The following is a 17416-nucleotide window of genomic DNA, read 5'->3' as shown; positions in this document are numbered from 1 at the left end:
TTCTGGACTTATAGTCCATCGTGGACGTATAGTCCAGAGCATGGAGGCTGTGGAAGAGGGCACCGATGATCGGGTCCGGATGTGGGCGCCGGTGGGCCAGGCCGTCGCGCTGCTGCTCGGCCCGTATGCCGAGGTGGTGCTGCATGACCCGGACACCGACCGGATCCTGGCGATCTGGAATCCGATGAGCTTCCGCGGCCCAGGGGATCCCTCGATGCCTGCGGACGGCCGGCGACTGTCATCCGTCAGCGCCGTCCAGCGCGAGCCGGACGGGAAGGCCGCCGCGGTGCTGTGCGTCAATCTCGACCGCACGCCGCTGGAGCAGGCCTCAGCCGTGCTGACCGCGTTCGGCGACCCCACGGTGCTCCAGCCGGAACCGCTCTTCGACCAGGACCGCGCAGAGACAGGAGCCGACATCATGGCCCTCGCCACCGATCGCCCAGACCGGACGCAACCCAGGCCGATCAGGCAGCCCGGCGACCCCCCGAGCCCGCTGAGCGCCTACGAGGAACGCCACCGCCGGTTCTCTGTCGCTCTTGCCCACGAACTGCGCACACCGGTGGCAGCCCTCGGACTGCAGTTGGAAGAGGCGCTCGCGCACGCCGAAGGCGACGAGACCCGTTCCGCACTCCATGGAGCCCTGCGCGCCGCCGAACGACTGGGCATGCTCGTCAACGACCTTCTCTTCCTGGAGCAGGTCGATGCCGCGAGGAACTCGGCTCGCCAACCGGTCGACCTCACCTCTTTGATCATCCAGCAGAACTCCCAGGGCTCACGGCACCAGACGCGCCTCGACCTCGCCCAGTCCCTCACGGTGCCAGGAATCCCCGCGCTCCTGGCCCGCCTTGTCACCAATCTGCTCGACAACGCCGAACGCCACGCCAGCAGCGCCGTCACCGTGACCCTGAGGCACCGCGACCACCAAGCGGTCATCACCGTCACCGACGACGGCCCGGGCATCCCTTCGCCTCACCGTGACCGCGTCTTCGACCTGTTCTACCGGCCCGACACCGCCCGCAGCCGCCAGGCCGGCGGCGCCGGCCTCGGCCTCACCATCGCCCGCGCCATCGCCGGCGTGCACCACGGCACCCTCACCACTGCCGCCACCGATGACGGCGCCCAGCTCACCTGCCGACTCCCCGCTCAATGACCACGGTCGCGGGTCTGTACGGCCTCCTCTGGGTGTGACCGATCAGGACGTCTCGCTGCCGTTGTTCGCCGTCGCGTCCGCTCACTACCCTTCGGCGCGTCCGCACGCGCCGCGCCCGGTCGCGCCGGACAGGGCGGTCGCGGGGTCGACGCCGACGCCCGCGCCAACTGCCTGGGCTTGGGCCTGGCTTGCGGTTCCCCCCTTTGTCCTGACACCTGCTCCAACAGGCCATCGACCGTCGGTGGCTTCCCGAACGCCGACCGTGACCGGCGGCCCGTCCCCGCCCTCACGTGCCGACCGCCGCTGCCGGACCCGATACCGCGACCGGATGACCTCCCGCAAGACCGCCTCGACCCCCGCGCCCGGCCGCCTACCACCCGGGCCACCGCTGGAGCGGCGGAGCGACCCGGTGAAGGGCGGCCCGCCGGGTCTGGTCGGAGGCGGTGGGGGCGCCCCGCTCATCGGTCCGCGCCCGTGGCCGTCCCGGGAATCGACGTTTCGCATCCTTGTCGACCTTCCCTCTGGGTCGTTCGTGAGGGCACTTCTGGACTTTCAGTCCATCGTGGACGTATAGTCCAGAGCATGGAGGCTGTGGAAGAGGGCACCGATGATCGGGTCCGGATGTGGGCGCCGGTGGGCCAGGCCGTCGCGCTGCTGCTCGGCCCGTATGCCGAGGTGGTGCTGCATGACCCGGACACCGACCGGATCCTGGCGATCTGGAATCCGATGAGCTCCCGCGGCCCAGGTGATCCCTCGATGCTGGGCGAGCTGGACGCGCTGGATCCGGCGGCGCGGGACGTGTTCGGACCCTACGAGAAACTCCTTGCGGACGGCCGGCGACTGTCATCGGTCAGCGCCATCCTGCGCGAGCCGGACGGGAAGGCCGCCGCGGTGCTGTGCGTCAATCTCGACCGCACGCCGCTGGAGCAGGCCTCAGCCGTGCTGACCGCGTTCGGCGCCCCCACGGTGCCCCGGCCGGAACCGCTGTTCGACCAGGACTGGAACGAGCGCGTCCAGCACATCGTCGGCGCGTACGTGCGTGAGTGCGGCCGCCCCATCGAGCGGCTGACCCGCGCCGACCGCCTGGCCGTCCTCGCCCGGCTGGACGAGGCCAAGGTCTTCGCCGTGCGCCGCGCCACCCCCGTCGTGGCCGCGGCCCTGCGGGTCTCCCGGTCCACCCTCTACGGCCTGCTGGCCGAACTCCGAACACCCGGTACGAAGGACAACGGGTCATGACCCGGCTGCCCGACTTCCGCCTGGAAACCTATTTCTCCCGGTGGGAGTTCACCGCGCGGCACCACCTGACCGCCTCCGACGTGCAGACGATGACCCTTGGCGAGCTGCTCGCGCTGGGCGATGACCAGGACCGGGCAGCGTTCGAGAACCTTTCGCTGGGCTACACCCAGACCTTCGGCGACCCGGCACTGCGCGAGGCGATCGCCGGATTGTACGTCCGGGCGGACGCGGCCGACGTGATCTGTTTCGCCGGCGCCGAGGAGGCCCTCTACCTGGCGATGAACGTACTGCTGGGCGCGGGCGACCACGCCGTGGTGGTGACGCCGAACTACCAGTCGGCAGAGACCGTGCCGCTCGCCCTGTGCGAGGTCACCGGCGTCGCCCTGGACCCCGACCGGGACTGGGCCCTGGACCTCGATGCGGTGAAGGCGGCGATCCGGCCGAACACCCGGGTCGTCTCGGTGAACTTCCCGAACAACCCCACCGGCAAGGTCATCAGCACCGCCGACTTCGCCGAGCTGGTACGGCTGTGCGACGAACGCGGCATCCACCTGTTCAGTGACGAGGTCTACCGCGGCCTGGAACGCGATCCGGCCCGCACCCTGCCGCAGGCCGCCGACCTGTCCGAGCGAGCGCTGTCGCTGAACGTCACCTCCAAGTCGCTGGGCCTGCCGGGGCTGCGGATCGGCTGGATCACCTGCCGCGACCGGGAGGTGCTGTCCCGGCTGGAGCGGGCCAAGCACTACACCACGATCTGCAACTCCGCCCCCAGCGAGCTCCTGGCCCGCATCGCGGTCCAGGCCCGCGCCACGATCCTGGACCGCAACCGCGCGCTCATCGCGCGCAACCTGCCGCTCTTCGACGCCTTCTTCGCCGAATTCGCGGACCTCTTCGAGTGGCGGGCCCCGGACGGCGGCTGCGTCGCCTACCCCCGCTATCTCGGCGCCGACGGAGTGGAGGAGTTCTGCACTCGCCTGGTCCAGGAAGCCGGCGTCCTGCTGCTGCCCGCCAGCATCTACCGGTCCGAGCTCACGCCCACTCCCACCGACCGTTTCCGCTTCGGTGTCGGACGTGCCGACCCCGAAGAGGGCCTGGCCGCCTTCGCCCAGTGGTTGCGGGCACGCCGATGACCCCGCTCGTCGTCGGTACCAGCGCCATCAAGCGCGCCACCACCCCGGAGCTGGTCTTCGCCGTCGTCCGCGACGCGCTGATCGCCCACGCCCACGACCGCACCACCGTGCCGCCACCGCTGCACCTGCAGTTCCCCGACGCCGACGGCGACTGCCACGTCAAGGCCGGCTGGGTCACCGACACGCCCGGCTTCGCCGTCAAGATCGCCACCGGCTTCTACCGCAACCCCGCCGCCGGCCTGCCCACCAACCACGGCCTGGTCTGCGCCGTCAGCGCCCGCACTGGCGAGATCAACGCCATCCTCGACGACCAGGGCCTGCTGACCGCCTGGCGCACCGCCGCGGCCGGCGCCCTGGCGACCCATGCCATGGCTCGGCCAGGCGCCGCGACCCTGGCCGTGTTCGGCACCGGCGAACAGGCCCGCCTCCAGGTCGAATGGCTGGCCAGGCTCCGCCCGATCGACACGGTGCTCGTCCACGGCCGCAGCAAGGACAAGACCAGGTCGCTGTGCGAGGCGTTCGACGCCCTCGGGCATCACGCCCGGCCCGCCCTGGCCGACGAGGCCGCCGCGGCCGACATGATCATCACCACCACACCGGCACCGACCCCGGTCCTGCAGGCCCGTCACGTCCGCGCGGGCGCGCACGTCACCGGCATCGGCACCGACATGCCCCACAAGAACGAACTGCCGCCGGCGCTCTTCGCCCGCGCGGCACTGATCGCCACCGACGACCACCGGCAATGCCTGGACCACGGCGACTTCGGCCACGCCGTACGCGCCGGGGTCACCACCGACACCAGCGACACGCCCGTCGGCCTCCTGCTCGAAAGACCCGTCGAGCGGCCGGACGGCGCGATCACGGTCGCGGACCTCACCGGAGTCGGCGCACTCGACGCGGCACTCGCCGCGGCCGTCCTGCGCGAGCTGGCCTCGTAGGCTCCTGAGATCACGTGAGCGAGGCAGCGGACGGACAGTCCGCCGCCTCGCCTGAGGGAACGGTGGCGTTGCCGAGGGGGCACGGCGGCGTGGTCGGCGTGGGGTGAAGGTCTTGCCTTCATTGTGCTTCTCCCAAGGACACAGGCATCGGCGACCGTGCTGGCGCATGCCGTGGCCAGGTTCCGGCCAGCCTCCCGTGGCCCCTGAAGCCGAGCGTTGTCACGCGGACCGCTGTACGGCGTGCCCAGCGCGACGGCCGCTGACCGACGCCGCCGAGGGTGTCGGCGCCGCCACTCCGAACACTGCGCGTATCGAGGTATCCGCACGAGCCTGCTGGCACGCGATCACCGACAAGACGCTTGTGGCGCTGCGCCGTTCAGTAGGTGGCTCGCCCACCCGAGAGGTCGAACACCGCGCCTGTGGAGAACGTGCAGTCCGGCGAGCACAACCACGCCACCGTTGCGGCCACCTCCTCGGGACGGGCTATCCGTCCCATCGGTATCCGTGAGGTCATGTACTCGAGGAGTTCCTCTGAGGCGTGCTCGAGCATGGGCGTGTCCACGACGCCGGGAGCGACAGCGTTCACGAGTACGCCGCTGGTCGCCGTTTCGCGGCCGAGCGACTTGGCGAGGCAGATCACCCCCGCCTTGGACGCCGAATAGGCCGAATCGTAGGGGTTGCCTTCCTTGCCGGCCATTGACGCGATGAGCACCACCCTGCCGTAGCCCTGTTCCAGCATCAGTGGGAGGACGGATCGGCAGACCAGGTATGCGCCTGTCAGGTTGACGTCCATCACCTGACGCCAGTGGTCCGGCTCGCACTCCCAGACGGAGGCGGTCGGCCCGGGGATCCCGTGCGCCACCACGACCGCGGCCGGTGGGCCCTCCCGCCGGCCGATGTCCGCGATGGCGGCCTCCACGGCCTCCTCGTCCCGGACGTCGAAGCGCACACCGCGCGCCGCCCCGCCGTCGGCGGCCAGCTCTCGTGCCATGTCGTGGACGTTGTCGCCCCGGTCGCAGAGGATGAGCCGCATGCCGGCCGCGGCCAGGCGACGCGCCACCGCGCGGCCCACCCCGCCGGCGGCTCCGGTGACCACGGCGAGCGGTGGGGTGGCCGCGGACGCGCTCATGCCTCCCTCCCTTCGGACATTTCCTGTTGCAGCCGAATCCGGGTGCGCGCTATGTGTGTGCGCACGAGCGCGCCGGCCTGCTCGCCGTTGCCCGCCTTGATCGCCTCGTGGATGAGAAAGTGTTCGGCGCGCATCACCTCGTGCTCGTCGTCGTCGGGCTTCACCACGTTGCGGTAGGCCCGGCGCGCGTGCTGTGTTGCGTTCCAGAACTCGCCGACGAGCCGCCGGATCCGGGCCGGCGCGCCCCCGTAGCAGGCGAGGTGGAACTCACGGTCGAGCTGGAGCACCGTCTCGACGTTGTCCCGGTTGCCGACGATGTCGTCGCGCAGGCCGCCGAGGTGCCGCAGTTGGGCTTCGGTGAGGCCGGGGACACTGAGCTCCATCGCGAGCGGCTCCAGCCGTTCGCGCATGAGGTAGATCTCGCTGACTTCCGCGAAGTCCAGCTTGGCGACCCGGGCGAAGCTGTTGGGCGTCAGTTGGACCAGGCCTTCGCTCTCCAGCTGTCGGAGCGCCTCGCGTACCGGGATGCGGCTCACTTCGAGCGCACTGCCGATCTGCTCTTGAGGGATCCGCTCGCCGGGGGCCAACTGCCCGCTGACGACCGCCTCGCGGATCGCCCGTGTGACGAAGTGGCCGAGCGACTCGCCTCCCCGGCGCTGGGTCCGCCATGCTTGCTGATCCGTTGACATGCTCACGCTCCTCGCGCTCTGGATAACTGGATCCTAATAGGGGTCGGTCACCGTCTCAAAGCTGGCGCAACCGAGATCGGCTTCAGCGTCAGAGGCTGCACGAAGGAGTTCCCGTATCCAATCTGGCCCGTCGCCGTGGCTTTGGACGAGTCGTTGGCGGGACGGCTCACATAGCGATCCGTCGAGCGGACCCCGCGTGTACGCAGGAGATCCGCATGATCGCCCAGGTGGGAGGCCTATCCTGGGATGTCGACCTCTTGACAGTACTGGAAGTCAATTGGATACTTGGATCCGATTCGCCGCACTCCTTGTGGATTCGGGGCCACCACGGAGTGAGACTGGGAGAGGTGACGTCATGCGAGACCACGGACGCGGCGGCGACTGGCCGACCCGCCGGCAGGTGCTACGGGGTGGACTGGGCGGAGCAGCCCTTCTGGGCTCCGCCCCGTTCCTCGGCGCGTGCGGCCCGGGCGAGAGCGCGGCAGGCAAGTCGGAGAGGGTGACCTTCGCCGGCAACGGAGGCGCTCTGCAGAAGGCGCAGGAGAAGGCATACCTGGCCCCGTACATGCGGGAACATCCCAACGTCAAGATCGTTCAGGACGTCGGCTCGACCGACTACTCCCGCATCGAGGCCATGGTCAAGTCCGGCAATGTCACCTGGGACCTGGTCGACGTCGGCGGCGACTTCGGCACGGGCGAGCACGAGGCCCTCCTCGAACCGCTGGACTGCCGCCTGATCGCCTGCACCGCGGGGGAGGGCGGCACACCCTACCGGGTACCGCTGCACAGGTACGCCAGCGTCATGGGATACCGAACCGACAAGATCCCCAATCCGCCCAAGACCTGGGCCGAGTGGTTCGACCTCGGTGCATACCCGGGCAAACGGGCGTTCTTCCGCGTATCCGGTCCGACCGGCATCTACGAGTCGGCTCTGCTGGCCGATGGCGTGCCCATCGACAAGCTGTTCCCGCTCGACGTCGATCGGGCATTCCGGAAACTGGACTCGATCCGGTCGTCGCTCATCTGGGCGCCCTCTCCCACCGACACCGTGCGGCTGCTCGCCGACGGGGAGGTCGCCCTGGCGTCCGTCTTCTCCAGCCAGGCGTACGCGATGGCCAAGGACGGCGCCAAGATCGGCGTCGTGTGGAACGAGTACGGGCTGGGCAGCGACTACCTGGTCATCCCGAAGGGGGCGAAGAACAAGGACGCCGCCATGAAGCTCGCCGCCTACATGACCGACGCCGAGCACAACGCGCAGCTCTCCAACATCTATCCGGTCGCGCCCGGCCACCCGGAGGCTCGCCCCGACGAGTCCGCTGCCACCTATGGCTTCCTGCCGTCCGGTAAGGGCGGCGCGTCCTTCGCCTACGACAGCCTCTACTACGCCACGAACCAGAAGATGCTTGCGCAGCGCCTGAACGAATGGCTGAAGAAATGACCCGAGCGGAGGATCCGTCGTGCTCGCGTTGACCGGCCGTATGACGGTGAAAAGGCTTCGCGGCTGGGGACTGCTGGCCGCCCCGGGCATTCTGTTCCTGCTGGTGCTCTTCGGGTGGCCCCTTGCCGACATGGCGATCCTCAGCCTCACCACGCCGTCCCCATCCAATTATGCGGTCTTCGCGGAATCGCCGGTCTACCTGGACGCGTACGTCACCACGTTCGTCGTCGCGCTGGTCACCACCGGGGCCTGTCTGTTGCTCGGCTACCCGTACGCCTACCTGATGCACACGGGCGGTCGCACGCTGGCGCTGATCCTGGGGTTCTTCGTATTGCTGCCGTTCTGGTCGAGCATCCTCGTGCGCACCTTCGCGTGGTCGGTGTGGCTTCAAGACACCGGAATCGTCAACACCACGCTGCTGGACGCCGGCGTGATCGACCGGCCGCTGCCACTGATCCGCAACGCACTCGGTACCACCATCGGCATGACGCACGTGCTGCTGCCGTTCATGGTGCTCTCGCTCTACGCCGGGATGCGGCGGATCGACCCGAACCTCACCCGGGCCGCGATGAGCCTGGGCGCCTCGCCGCTGACCGCCTTCCGCAGGATCTTCCTACCGCTCAGCATGGCCGGGATCTACGCGGGGAGCCTCATCGTGCTCGTCATCTCGCTCGGGTTCTACCTCACACCGGCCGTACTCGGCGACCCGGGCAAGCCGCTCATCGGTCAACTCATCGTCGAGCAGGTCACCGGTCAGTTGAACTTCGGCGTGGGCGGCGCGCTCGGCGTCGTTCTGCTCGTCGCGACGCTGGCGGTGGTCTGGGCGGGCACCTGGCTCGTCGACCTGCGCTCGGTCATGGGATACGAGGAATGATGAACCGGTTCCCGTGGAAGGGCGGCCTGCACTCGGTCGTCGCGCTGATCGCGATCTTCCTGCTGCTGCCCACGCTCGTCGTCATCCCGCTCTCGTTCACCGAGGGCACCCTCCTGCGCTGGCCGCCGCGCGGTTTCAGCCTCAGGTGGTACGAGATCCTACTGACCGACCAGGCATTGCGGGACGCGACGCTGAAGAGCCTGGAGGTGGGCTTCTTCACGGCCGTCGCCGCGACGGCCATCGGCACCTCGACGGCGCTGGGGCTGACCCGTGGACGGTTCCGCGGGAGGCAGCTGACGAGCTCGCTGGTGCTGAGCCCGATCGTCGTCCCGACGGTCATCACCGCGATCGGCACGTACTTCGTGTTCGTGCGGCTCGGAATCGTCGGCACGACCGCCGGTCTGGTCCTGGCGCACACCGTGCTGGCGCTTCCGCTGGTCATCGTGTCCGTCACCAACAGCCTGCGTTCGTTCGACCGCAACCTGGAGCTGGCGGCGGCGAGCCTCGGTGCCGGGCCGCTGACCACCTTCTTCCGGGTCACGCTGCCGCTGATCGCACCTGGAGTCGCGGCCAGCGCGCTCTTCGCGTTCATCACCTCATGGGACGAGATCGTGGTCGCCCTGTTCATCACCGACCCGGTCGTTCGCACCCTGCCGGTCGTGATCTTCAACCAGGTGCGCAGCGGGGTCGATCCGACGGTCGCCGCCGCGGCCACCCTGCTCATCCTGGTCACGGTGATAGCGCTCGGCGTCGCCCTGCTCGCACGCCGCCGGACCATGACATGACGCCGGACCAAGACGCGAAGACGGATCAAGACATGGGGAATGCCGTATGACGACCACCAGGTCCGCCGGCCACCTGGAAGTGCGCGGGATCGCCAAACGCTACGACAAGGTCTCCGCGGTGGACGATGTGTCCTTCCGGATGGCTCCGGGTGAGTTCCTCACCCTGCTGGGCGCTTCGGGCTCCGGTAAGACGACCACACTGAAGATCATCGCCGGTTTCGAGGCACCGGACTCGGGAGAGGTCTGGCTGGGCGAGCAGCCCATCACCCAGTTGCCCGCGCACCGCAGGAACATCGGCGTGGTCTTCCAGAACTACGCGCTGTTCCCGCATCTCACGGCCGCCGAGAACATCGCCTTCCCGCTGCGCGTCCGCGGGATCGGGAAGGCGGAGCGTGCCAAGCGAGTGCGGCACGCGCTGGCGACCGTCCGCCTCGAAGGCACAGGGGACCGCTACCCGCGCCAGTTGTCCGGCGGGCAGCAGCAGCGGGTGGCGCTCGCTCGCGCGCTCGTCTTCGAACCGCAGGTCCTGCTGATGGACGAACCCATGGGCGCGCTCGACAAGAGGCTCCGCGAGGCCCTCCAACTGGAGATCATGCGGATCCACCGCGAGCTCGGCATCACCATCTGCTACGTCACCCACGACCAGGAGGAGGCCCTCGTGATGAGCGATCGCATCGCGATCTACGACGACGGCCGGATCCGGCAGGTGGGCACAGCGGAAGAACTCTACGAACTCCCCGAGTCGGTCTTCGTGGCGGAGTTCATGGGGGAGTCCAACGTCTTCCACGGCACCTTGGACGGCAAGGGGAAGGTGGGGCGCCTCATCGCCCCGCGGAGGCCGCCGATCACCGTGTCGATCGACGGTCCGTGCCCGATCGGCGACGGCGCGGACGCCGTGGTGGTCGTCCGTCCCGAGCGCATCCGCGTCCTGCGGCGACGGCGCGGCGACTCCGAGCCGGAACCCGGGCGGAACATCCTCACCGGCGTCGTGCAGGACGTGATCTACCTCGGCTCCGACCGCAGGTACCTCGTCGCGCTGCCCGACGGCAGCACGTGCCAGGCCCGGGTCGGGGCCGCGCATGCCGATCCCGGGATCGGCCGGGGCGACCACGTCGAGCTGACGTGGGACCGCGCCGACGCGATCCTCCTGGAGGCGCCGGCCGCCGAGCGGGAGGCGACCTCGTGAGGACTCCCTCCACCGATGGGGTCGGTGCCGCGCTCGCGGGCCGCGTGGCGATCGTGACCGGCGCGGCTCGCGGCATCGGTCGCGGTTACGCGCTGCGGCTGGCCCGGCTGGGCGCCGCCGTGGCCGTCGTCGACCGGGATCTGCGCTCCTACGCGGAGTTCGCCGGCGAACGAGAACCGATGACGGGAGCCGACACCGCCGACGAGATCGAGACGATGGGCGGTGGCGCGCTGGCCGTCGAAGCCGACCTGCGCGATGCGGCCTCGGCCCGCCGAATGGTCGAGGAGGTCATGGACGCCTTCGGGCGCATCGACGTGTGCGTGTGCAACGCGGGCGGCGGGACCGGTGCGCTGACGGAGAACACCGCCGCGCGCCTCGACCTCGACCAGCTCTCCACCGTGATCGCGCACAACCTGCTGACGACGGTCAACACGTGCGTCCCGGTCGCCGAGGTGATGCGCGCACGACGATCAGGCAAGATCGTCACGGTCTCCTCGGTCTCCGGGCTCCACCCCCGGCCCGATGGCGGCTACGCCCACTACGCCGCGGCGAAAGCGGCGATCATCATGTACACCCGGTGCCTGGCGCAGGAACTCGGCCCGGAGGGCGTCACCGCGAACGTGATCGCGCCCGGGGCGATCGGCACCGGACGGCTGATGCCGAAGATACGCGAGCTGGGTCTCGACGAGGTGACCGGGGAGATCGCGTTGCGCCGGCTCGGCACCGTGGAGGACTGCGCCGCCGCCATCGAGTTCCTCGCCACCGATCTGTCGGACTACGTCACCGGCCAGGTCATCCGGGTGGACGGGGGGTTGCGCGCATGACCGCGGCTACGCGGGCACGCCGTACCGAGCACCTCATCGGCTACGCCGATCGCTGGTCGGTCGCGCCCGGCGAGACGATCACCTTCATGGTGAGCTCCGAACCCGAGCGCTATCGGGCGGAGATCGTCAGACTGACCCGGGGCGGTCCGCGCACCAGGGGAGAGGCCGAGACCTTGGCCTGCGAACGGGTCGGCGCCCCGATCGACGGCGACTACCCGGGGCAGGCCCAGCCGGTGCGGCCTGGGTCGTACGCGCTGGTCACCGGTAGCGGGCTGCTGACCGGCGACCAGTTCACCCTGCAAGCGTGGATATGCCCCACCACGCCCGGCCGGGGCCGCCAGGGAATCCTCATGAGGGGATCCGCTCAGCCCCGGGGCGGCCTTGGCATGCTGCTCGACGAGACCGGTGCGCTCGCGTTCCGGGCCGGTGACGTGCTCGTCACCACCGGCGTTCCCCTTCTCGCCGGGCACTGGTATCTCGTGGCGGCAGCGGTCGATCTCGGTGCCGGCACCGTCCGTCTCGTACAACGACCGCTGCGTCGCTACGCGGGCGACCCCGACCGGGCGGAGCGAACCTCGGACATCGGATCCGAGCCGCCCGTCGACGTTGACGCTCCGGTGCTCATCGGCGGCGAGAACCTGGTGGGACCGCTGGGGGAGCGTAGGCGTCCTCGCCTGGTGAGCGGCTTCAACGGCAAGGTGGACGGTCCTTGCGTGCTCGACCGGGCGCTGACCGCCGCCGAGATGGCGCGGCTGGGTGGAGGAACGGAAGCCAGGGCGCTCAACGCGAGCGTCCTGGCCGACTGGGACTTCAGCCTGGAGATGGAACGCCGGCGCATTGTGGACGTGTCCGGACACGGAATCCATGGTGAGACGGTCAACTCCCCGCTGCGTGCTGTGACCGGTCACCGGTGGACCGGCCGATATCGTGACCACCGGCTGTCACCGGGTGAATACGGCGCGATCCACTTCCATGACGACGACCTGGACGACGCACGGTGGGATCCGGCGTTCCGCTACGAAGTACCGGACCACCTGCCCAGCGGCGCTTACGCTGCGCGGCTCAGCACCGACCGTGAGGAATACTTCATAGTCTTCTTCGTCCGTCCTCCCCGGGGCGGGGTCGGTCGGCGAGTCGCCTTTCTCGCCTCGACGTTCACCTACATGGCCTATTCGAATCTCCGGCTCAGGCCCGTGCGGATGAGGGAGATGACCGGCGGCGCCGACGCGGTGATCGACGAGATCGACCCCGTCATCGGCAGGCGCTTGGATCTGGGGCCGTCGCTCTACGACCTCCACTCCGACGGCTCGGGAGCCGCGCACGTCTCCCGGCTGCGGCCCATGCTCAACGTCCAGCCGACCTACCGGTGGTTCCTCAGCGGGGGCGGCGGCTGGTGTTTCAGCGGGGACATGTACCTCCTCGACTGGCTGCACGCGCAGCACATCGACTACGACGTGATCACCGACGAGGATCTCCACGAGGAGGGCGGTGCACTGCTCCAGGGGTACGACGTCGTGCTCACCGGTATGCATCCCGAGTATGTCAGCGACGGGATACTCACCGCCCTGGCCCACTACACGGACACCGGCGGGCGCCTGATGTACCTGGGCGGAAACGGATTCTACTGGGTCACGACGGTGCTGCCAGATCGTCCCCACGTGATCGAGATCCGCCGGGGCCACGCGGGAACACGAGCCTGGGCCAGCCCACCAGGTGAAGAGCACCACTCCAACGGCGAGCCGGGCGGCCTGTGGAGGCACCGGGGCCGCCCCCCGCAACACCTCGTCGGCGTCGGTTTCACCGCGCAGGGCGGCGGTCCCTCGGTGCCCTACAGATGCACGCCGGAGAGCCGGGACCCGCGCGTCGCCTTCGTCTTCGAAGGAGTGGACACGGACGAGCCCATCGGGGATTTCGGCAACAACGGTGGTGGTGCCGCGGGTGCGGAGATCGACAGGGCCGATGTCACGCTCGGCACGCCGCCGCACGCGCTCGTGGTGGCCACGTCCCAAGGGGAGCACGACGACCTGTTCCAGCACGTCGTCGAGGAGGTGATGGCGATGAAGTCCGGACAGGGTGGCACGGAGTGCCCGGACGTCCGGGCCGACCTCACTTACTTCGAAACGCCCGAGGGGGGCGCGGTGTTCTCGGTCGGTTCCATCGACTGGGTGGGCAGCCTTTCGCACAACGGCTACGACAACAACGTCTCACGCATCACGAAGAACGTGCTTCGCCGATTCCTCGACACCTCCGTCCCACTGGGCAATGCCGACCGGACTCGAAACTGGCACGGGGGCCGAAGAATGGCGCGCCACCCCCTTCACAAGCCTTCTGCTGACTGAAGGAAATCCGAACCGCGATGACCGCTCATCGACATCTGGCCCGCTGATCCAGGTGATCGTCACTGTCTCCGAGTACCGGCACGGTGCTCGCCCTCTAAGGACGGTGTCCACATGACCGTATCCGACCTCGCCCATGTGCCCGAGGCGCTCGCCCACGCACCTGAGGCCCTGGCCCACGCCCCCGACGGCTCCGTCACCTTCGACGGCGCGGATCTGACCCGGCTGGCGGCCGACCACGGCACCCCGACGTGGGTGGTGTCCGCGTCGCAGCTCAGGCACAACTACAGGTCCCTGCTGGCCGCACTCAGCGCGCGGCTGCCGCGGCCGGTGATCGCCTACTCCATGAAGGCCAACAACAACCGCGCGGTCATCCAGACGATGGGGGGGCTTGGAGCGGCGTTGGACTGCAGTTCTGAACACGAACTCGCGCTCGCGGTCTCCGCCGGAATACCGGCCGGCAAGGTGATCATCAACGGGAACGGGAAATCACGAGCGTATCTGACCGCGGCGGTGCGCATGGGCGTGTGGCAGATCAATGTTGATTCGCTCGCCGAGGTGGACCGCATCCGCTCCATCGCGCGGCACTACGGGGTGTCGGTTCCGTGCGCCGTCCGCCTGAAGCTCTCCTATGCCCAACTGTTGGAATGTGACCCCAGTTACGAGCGGACTCTGCGCGTTGCCGAGGGGAAGTTCGGTTCCAGCACGCAGAGCGGTGAGGCCGAGGCCGTCGTCAGGGCCGTCCTGTCGGCCGAGGAGTTGGAGTTCGTCGGACTCACCCACCACGCCGGGTTCCCCGGGATCCGGGCGGACTACAGCGCCGAACGTCAACTGATGCATCAGACCCTCTGTGCGAGGGAGATCGTGGAGTTCGCCCGCCTGCTGCGCCGTGAGCTCGGCTTCACCGTGCCGCGCATCAACCTCGGCGGCGGCCTTCGCTCCGGGCGGTCGGTGTACCTGTCGACACCGGGGAACGGCGACGACGGCGAGTTCCGGGCACTGCCCAGCCCCGAGGAGTACGCGGAGGCGATAGCGGACGGCGTCGCCGAGTTGGACTGGGAGCCGATCGTCCAGTTCGAGACCGGCGGATTCCAGGTGGCCAACGCCGTCTTGCTGCTCGCACGTGTACAGGACGTGAAGGACGTGACTCGCCCCGGCGAGCGCCGCTACGTCACGGTCGACTGCGCCATGACCATGTTCACCGGCCGCGGACTCGCCCGTGTCGGCTTTCCTGTGATCGCGGTCGGGCGCAGGCCGGATGCGCCGGCGCATCCGGTTCCGGTGGAGCTGGTGGGGCCCACCTGCGCGTACGACAGCATCGCCGAGGACATCATGCTGCCGGACCTGGCGGAGGGTGATCTGGTGGCCCTGCTCAACCACGGCGCCTACTGCGAGGTGCTGTCGACCCAGTTCAACGCTTTCCCGAGGCCGGCGGTCGTCTACCTGGACCGTGGAAGGGTCACCGTGGCCCGCCGCCGCGAGACGCTCGCCGACGTCTGGGAGCGCGAGTCGGCCGCACTGGACCTCTGGCCGGGCACGCCTGGCACGGCATGACGGACCGCGAGTTATCCGGCCGGCCCATCGCACGCATCCATCTCAACGGAGGAACGTTAATGCTGTCAGACGTCTTGATCATCGGTGGTGGTTTCGCGGGTGTGTGGGGTGCCATGGCCGCTGCCCGGGTGCGCGTCCAGAACGACGCCGACTTGCGAATCACCTTGGTGACCCCCGGCGACGATCTGGTGATCCGGCCGCGCTTGTACGAAGCGGACCCCTCGACGCTGCGCGTGGCCCTGGAGCGGGTCCTCCAGCCCATCGGCGTTGGGCGGCTTCCCGGGATCGCCACGGCCGTGGACACCGAACAGGGGGTGGTCTCGGTCACGCGTGGTGACGGGCGGATCGAGCAACTGGGCTACCGGCGCCTCATCCTCGCGAGCGGCAGCGCACTCCGGTCACCGGAGGTACCTGGCCGGGAGCACCTGTTCGACGTTGACACCCTTTCTCACGCGGTCGCGCTCGACACTCACGTGCGAGCGTTGCCGGCGCGCCCCGTGAGGCCCGGCCGACTCACCGCCGTGATCATTGGGGCGGGCTTCACCGGCCTGGAGGTGGCGACCGAGATGGTGACCCGGTTGCGGACGGTCGCCGGTTCTGACGCACACGAGGTCCGCGTCGTGCTGGTGGAACGCGCCGACATGCTCGGGCCGGAACTCGGTCCCGGTCCGCATGCCGTCATCAAGAAAGCGGTGGAGGAACTCGGCATCGAGGTCCACCTCAACGCGGGGGTCGCCGCGCTCGACGCCGGCCATGTGGTTCTCACCGACGGAACCGAGATCCCGGCGCACACCGCAGTCTGGACAGCCGGCATGTCGGCCAGCCAACTCACCCGGCAGATCGCCAGCCGTCGTGACCGCCTAGGGCGGCTTCACGTCGACCCGTACCTTCGTGTGCCGGAGTCGCCGGAGGTTTTCGCCGCCGGCGACACCGCGGCGGCGCTGGCGGACGCCGCCCATATGACCGTGCAGAGCTGCCAGCACGCCATTCCGCTCGGCAGGTACGCCGGCCACAACGCCGCCGCGGATCTGCTCGGTCGGCCCCTGATGGAGTTCTCGCCCGCGGATTACGTGACGTGCCTCGACCTGGGGGAGGCAGGTGCCGTGCTGACCACGGGATGGGAGCGTTCCGTCAAGCTCACCGGCGGTAAGGCCAAGGATCTCAAACGCACCATCGTGGAAGACCGGATCTATCCGCCTCTGGACGACCCCGCGGCGTTGCTGAACGCCGGCGATCCGGAGGCTCCCTGGTCGTGACGGTCGGCCGGCTCCTCCGTCGAGAGGCGCGACCGGCGACACACAAGTTCGTCGGCCACGCGTCGAGTGTCGCCAGGCCCGTACCGGGCCGTTCACCGGCTCCCGCCGGCCTATGCCGGCGGAGGCTCGTGCACGCCTCCGGAAGGCGGCCCTAACGCGAGCGGTATCCCTCGGACATCGCCTCGAGCTGGCCGGAAAGGCGTACCCGAGTTCGGCGAATATGGTTGCGCGCGATCTGCGCGGCCTGCTCCCCGTCACGCCTGTCGAGCGCGTCGACGAGCAGGAAGTGCTCCGCTTTGATCACGGCGACATTCGCTTCGCCGACCGATTCCCGATAGGCGCGACGGAAGTGCTGCGAGCTGTTCCAGAAGCCTTCGACGAGACGCAGCAAACGCGGCATGCCCGCCGCCTGCATGGAGGCGAGATGGAAGTCGCGGTCGAGCCTGAGGACCCGCTCCGAGTCGTGCCAGCTGTCTTCGATCTTTTCCAGTATCCGGTGTATCTCCTCCAGTTGCTCGGAGGTGAGGTTCGATGCGCTGCGCTCGACTGCCAGCGGTTCAAGGCGCTCGCGCATCTCGTAGATCTCGTTGAACTCGGCGGGGTCGAGCTCGGCTACCCGCGCGGGCGAGTTGGGCGCGAACCGGACGAGTCCCTCACTCTCGAGTTGGCGCAGTGCGTCGCGCACCGGAATGCGACTGAGCCCGAGTTGCTCGGCGATCGCCTCCTGATAGATGCGCTGACCTGGGCGCAGAGCACCGTCAACGATTCTTTCTCGCAGAACCCGCGTGGCGAAGTAACCGAGCGACTCACCCGACGCGCGCTCCACCCCTTGGAAGATTTCGGAGCTCAGACTGCCGTTGTCACGCATGAGCGGTTCCAAGCCGCCGCACC

Annotated in this window: 15 protein-coding genes; 12 read left to right on the top strand and 3 right to left on the bottom strand. The window is 69.1% G+C overall.

The genetic code is table 11. The annotated features are described in order from the left end of the window. The first annotated feature begins 40 nt into the window (after positions 1-40). The 4 genes from D0T12_RS19505 to D0T12_RS19490 all read left to right on the top strand — a co-directional run bounded on the left by D0T12_RS19505 (position 41) and on the right by D0T12_RS19490 (position 4454). A complete protein-coding gene (locus D0T12_RS19505; protein ID WP_117400999.1) occupies positions 41-1150 on the top strand; it encodes an ATP-binding protein in 1110 nt (369 codons plus the stop codon). Between the two features lie 582 nt (positions 1151-1732). Further along, a complete protein-coding gene (locus D0T12_RS19500; RefSeq protein ID WP_117400998.1) occupies positions 1733-2386 on the top strand; it encodes a helix-turn-helix transcriptional regulator in 654 nt (217 codons plus the stop codon). Continuing rightward, entirely contained in the window at positions 2383-3516 is a 1134-nt protein-coding gene (locus D0T12_RS19495) for an aminotransferase class I/II-fold pyridoxal phosphate-dependent enzyme (RefSeq protein WP_117400997.1), read from the top strand. Before D0T12_RS19500 ends, D0T12_RS19495 begins: the two co-directional genes overlap by 4 nt. Next, positions 3513-4454: an ornithine cyclodeaminase family protein gene (locus tag D0T12_RS19490; protein WP_117400996.1), complete on the top strand. Its 942-nt coding sequence runs from the start codon at positions 3513-3515 to the stop codon at positions 4452-4454. The genes D0T12_RS19495 and D0T12_RS19490 overlap by 4 nt, the downstream gene beginning before the upstream one ends. Before the next feature lie 376 nt (positions 4455-4830). Here the strand turns inward: D0T12_RS19490 and D0T12_RS19485 are convergent, their stop codons facing one another. Together D0T12_RS19485 and D0T12_RS19480 are read right to left on the bottom strand one after the other, a co-directional pair. Beyond that, the gene (locus D0T12_RS19485) at positions 4831-5583 is read right to left on the bottom strand and encodes an SDR family NAD(P)-dependent oxidoreductase (protein WP_117400995.1); all 753 of its coding nucleotides are present in this window, start codon (positions 5581-5583) and stop codon (positions 4831-4833) included. Then, the gene (locus D0T12_RS19480) at positions 5580-6272 is read right to left on the bottom strand and encodes a GntR family transcriptional regulator (protein WP_117400994.1); all 693 of its coding nucleotides are present in this window, start codon (positions 6270-6272) and stop codon (positions 5580-5582) included. Before D0T12_RS19480 ends, D0T12_RS19485 begins: the two co-directional genes overlap by 4 nt. Positions 6273-6627: 355 nt before the next feature. Between D0T12_RS19480 and D0T12_RS19475 the strand changes: the two genes are divergently transcribed. The 8 genes from D0T12_RS19475 to D0T12_RS19440 all read left to right on the top strand — a co-directional run bounded on the left by D0T12_RS19475 (position 6628) and on the right by D0T12_RS19440 (position 16525). Continuing rightward, the gene (locus tag D0T12_RS19475) at positions 6628-7710 is read left to right on the top strand and encodes an ABC transporter substrate-binding protein (RefSeq protein WP_117400993.1); all 1083 of its coding nucleotides are present in this window, start codon (positions 6628-6630) and stop codon (positions 7708-7710) included. 19 nt (positions 7711-7729) lie between these two features. Beyond that, positions 7730-8584: an ABC transporter permease gene (locus D0T12_RS19470; RefSeq protein WP_117400992.1), complete on the top strand. Its 855-nt coding sequence runs from the start codon at positions 7730-7732 to the stop codon at positions 8582-8584. Beyond that, positions 8581-9369, top strand: a complete 789-nt coding sequence (locus tag D0T12_RS19465; RefSeq protein WP_199487548.1) for an ABC transporter permease — start codon at positions 8581-8583, stop codon at positions 9367-9369. The genes D0T12_RS19470 and D0T12_RS19465 overlap by 4 nt, the downstream gene beginning before the upstream one ends. 46 nt (positions 9370-9415) lie before the next feature. Continuing rightward, entirely contained in the window at positions 9416-10555 is a 1140-nt protein-coding gene (locus tag D0T12_RS19460) for an ABC transporter ATP-binding protein (protein WP_117400990.1), read from the top strand. Beyond that, positions 10552-11379, top strand: coding sequence for an SDR family NAD(P)-dependent oxidoreductase (locus D0T12_RS19455; protein ID WP_117400989.1), 828 nt, complete (start codon positions 10552-10554; stop codon positions 11377-11379). Before D0T12_RS19460 ends, D0T12_RS19455 begins: the two co-directional genes overlap by 4 nt. Beyond that, positions 11376-13718: a LamG domain-containing protein gene (locus D0T12_RS19450; protein WP_117400988.1), complete on the top strand. Its 2343-nt coding sequence runs from the start codon at positions 11376-11378 to the stop codon at positions 13716-13718. The genes D0T12_RS19455 and D0T12_RS19450 overlap by 4 nt, the downstream gene beginning before the upstream one ends. A 111-nt stretch (positions 13719-13829) precedes the next feature. Continuing rightward, the gene (locus D0T12_RS19445; RefSeq protein WP_117400987.1) at positions 13830-15269 is read left to right on the top strand and encodes a diaminopimelate decarboxylase family protein; all 1440 of its coding nucleotides are present in this window, start codon (positions 13830-13832) and stop codon (positions 15267-15269) included. Continuing rightward, the gene (locus tag D0T12_RS19440) at positions 15266-16525 is read left to right on the top strand and encodes an NAD(P)/FAD-dependent oxidoreductase (RefSeq protein WP_199487547.1); all 1260 of its coding nucleotides are present in this window, start codon (positions 15266-15268) and stop codon (positions 16523-16525) included. Before D0T12_RS19445 ends, D0T12_RS19440 begins: the two co-directional genes overlap by 4 nt. Before the next feature lie 151 nt (positions 16526-16676). On the opposite strand, the gene D0T12_RS19435 is transcribed toward D0T12_RS19440, so the two are convergent. Continuing rightward, positions 16677-17393, bottom strand: coding sequence for a GntR family transcriptional regulator (locus D0T12_RS19435; protein WP_158581542.1), 717 nt, complete (start codon positions 17391-17393; stop codon positions 16677-16679). Positions 17394-17416: the final 23 nt, after the last annotated feature.

This window comes from Actinomadura spongiicola, from assembly GCF_003432485.1.
GTDB classification, from domain to species: Bacteria; Actinomycetota; Actinomycetes; order Streptosporangiales; family Streptosporangiaceae; genus Spirillospora; species Spirillospora spongiicola.
The sequence above is the reverse complement of the archived record's forward strand: the minus strand, read 5'-3'. Positions and strand labels throughout refer to the sequence as shown.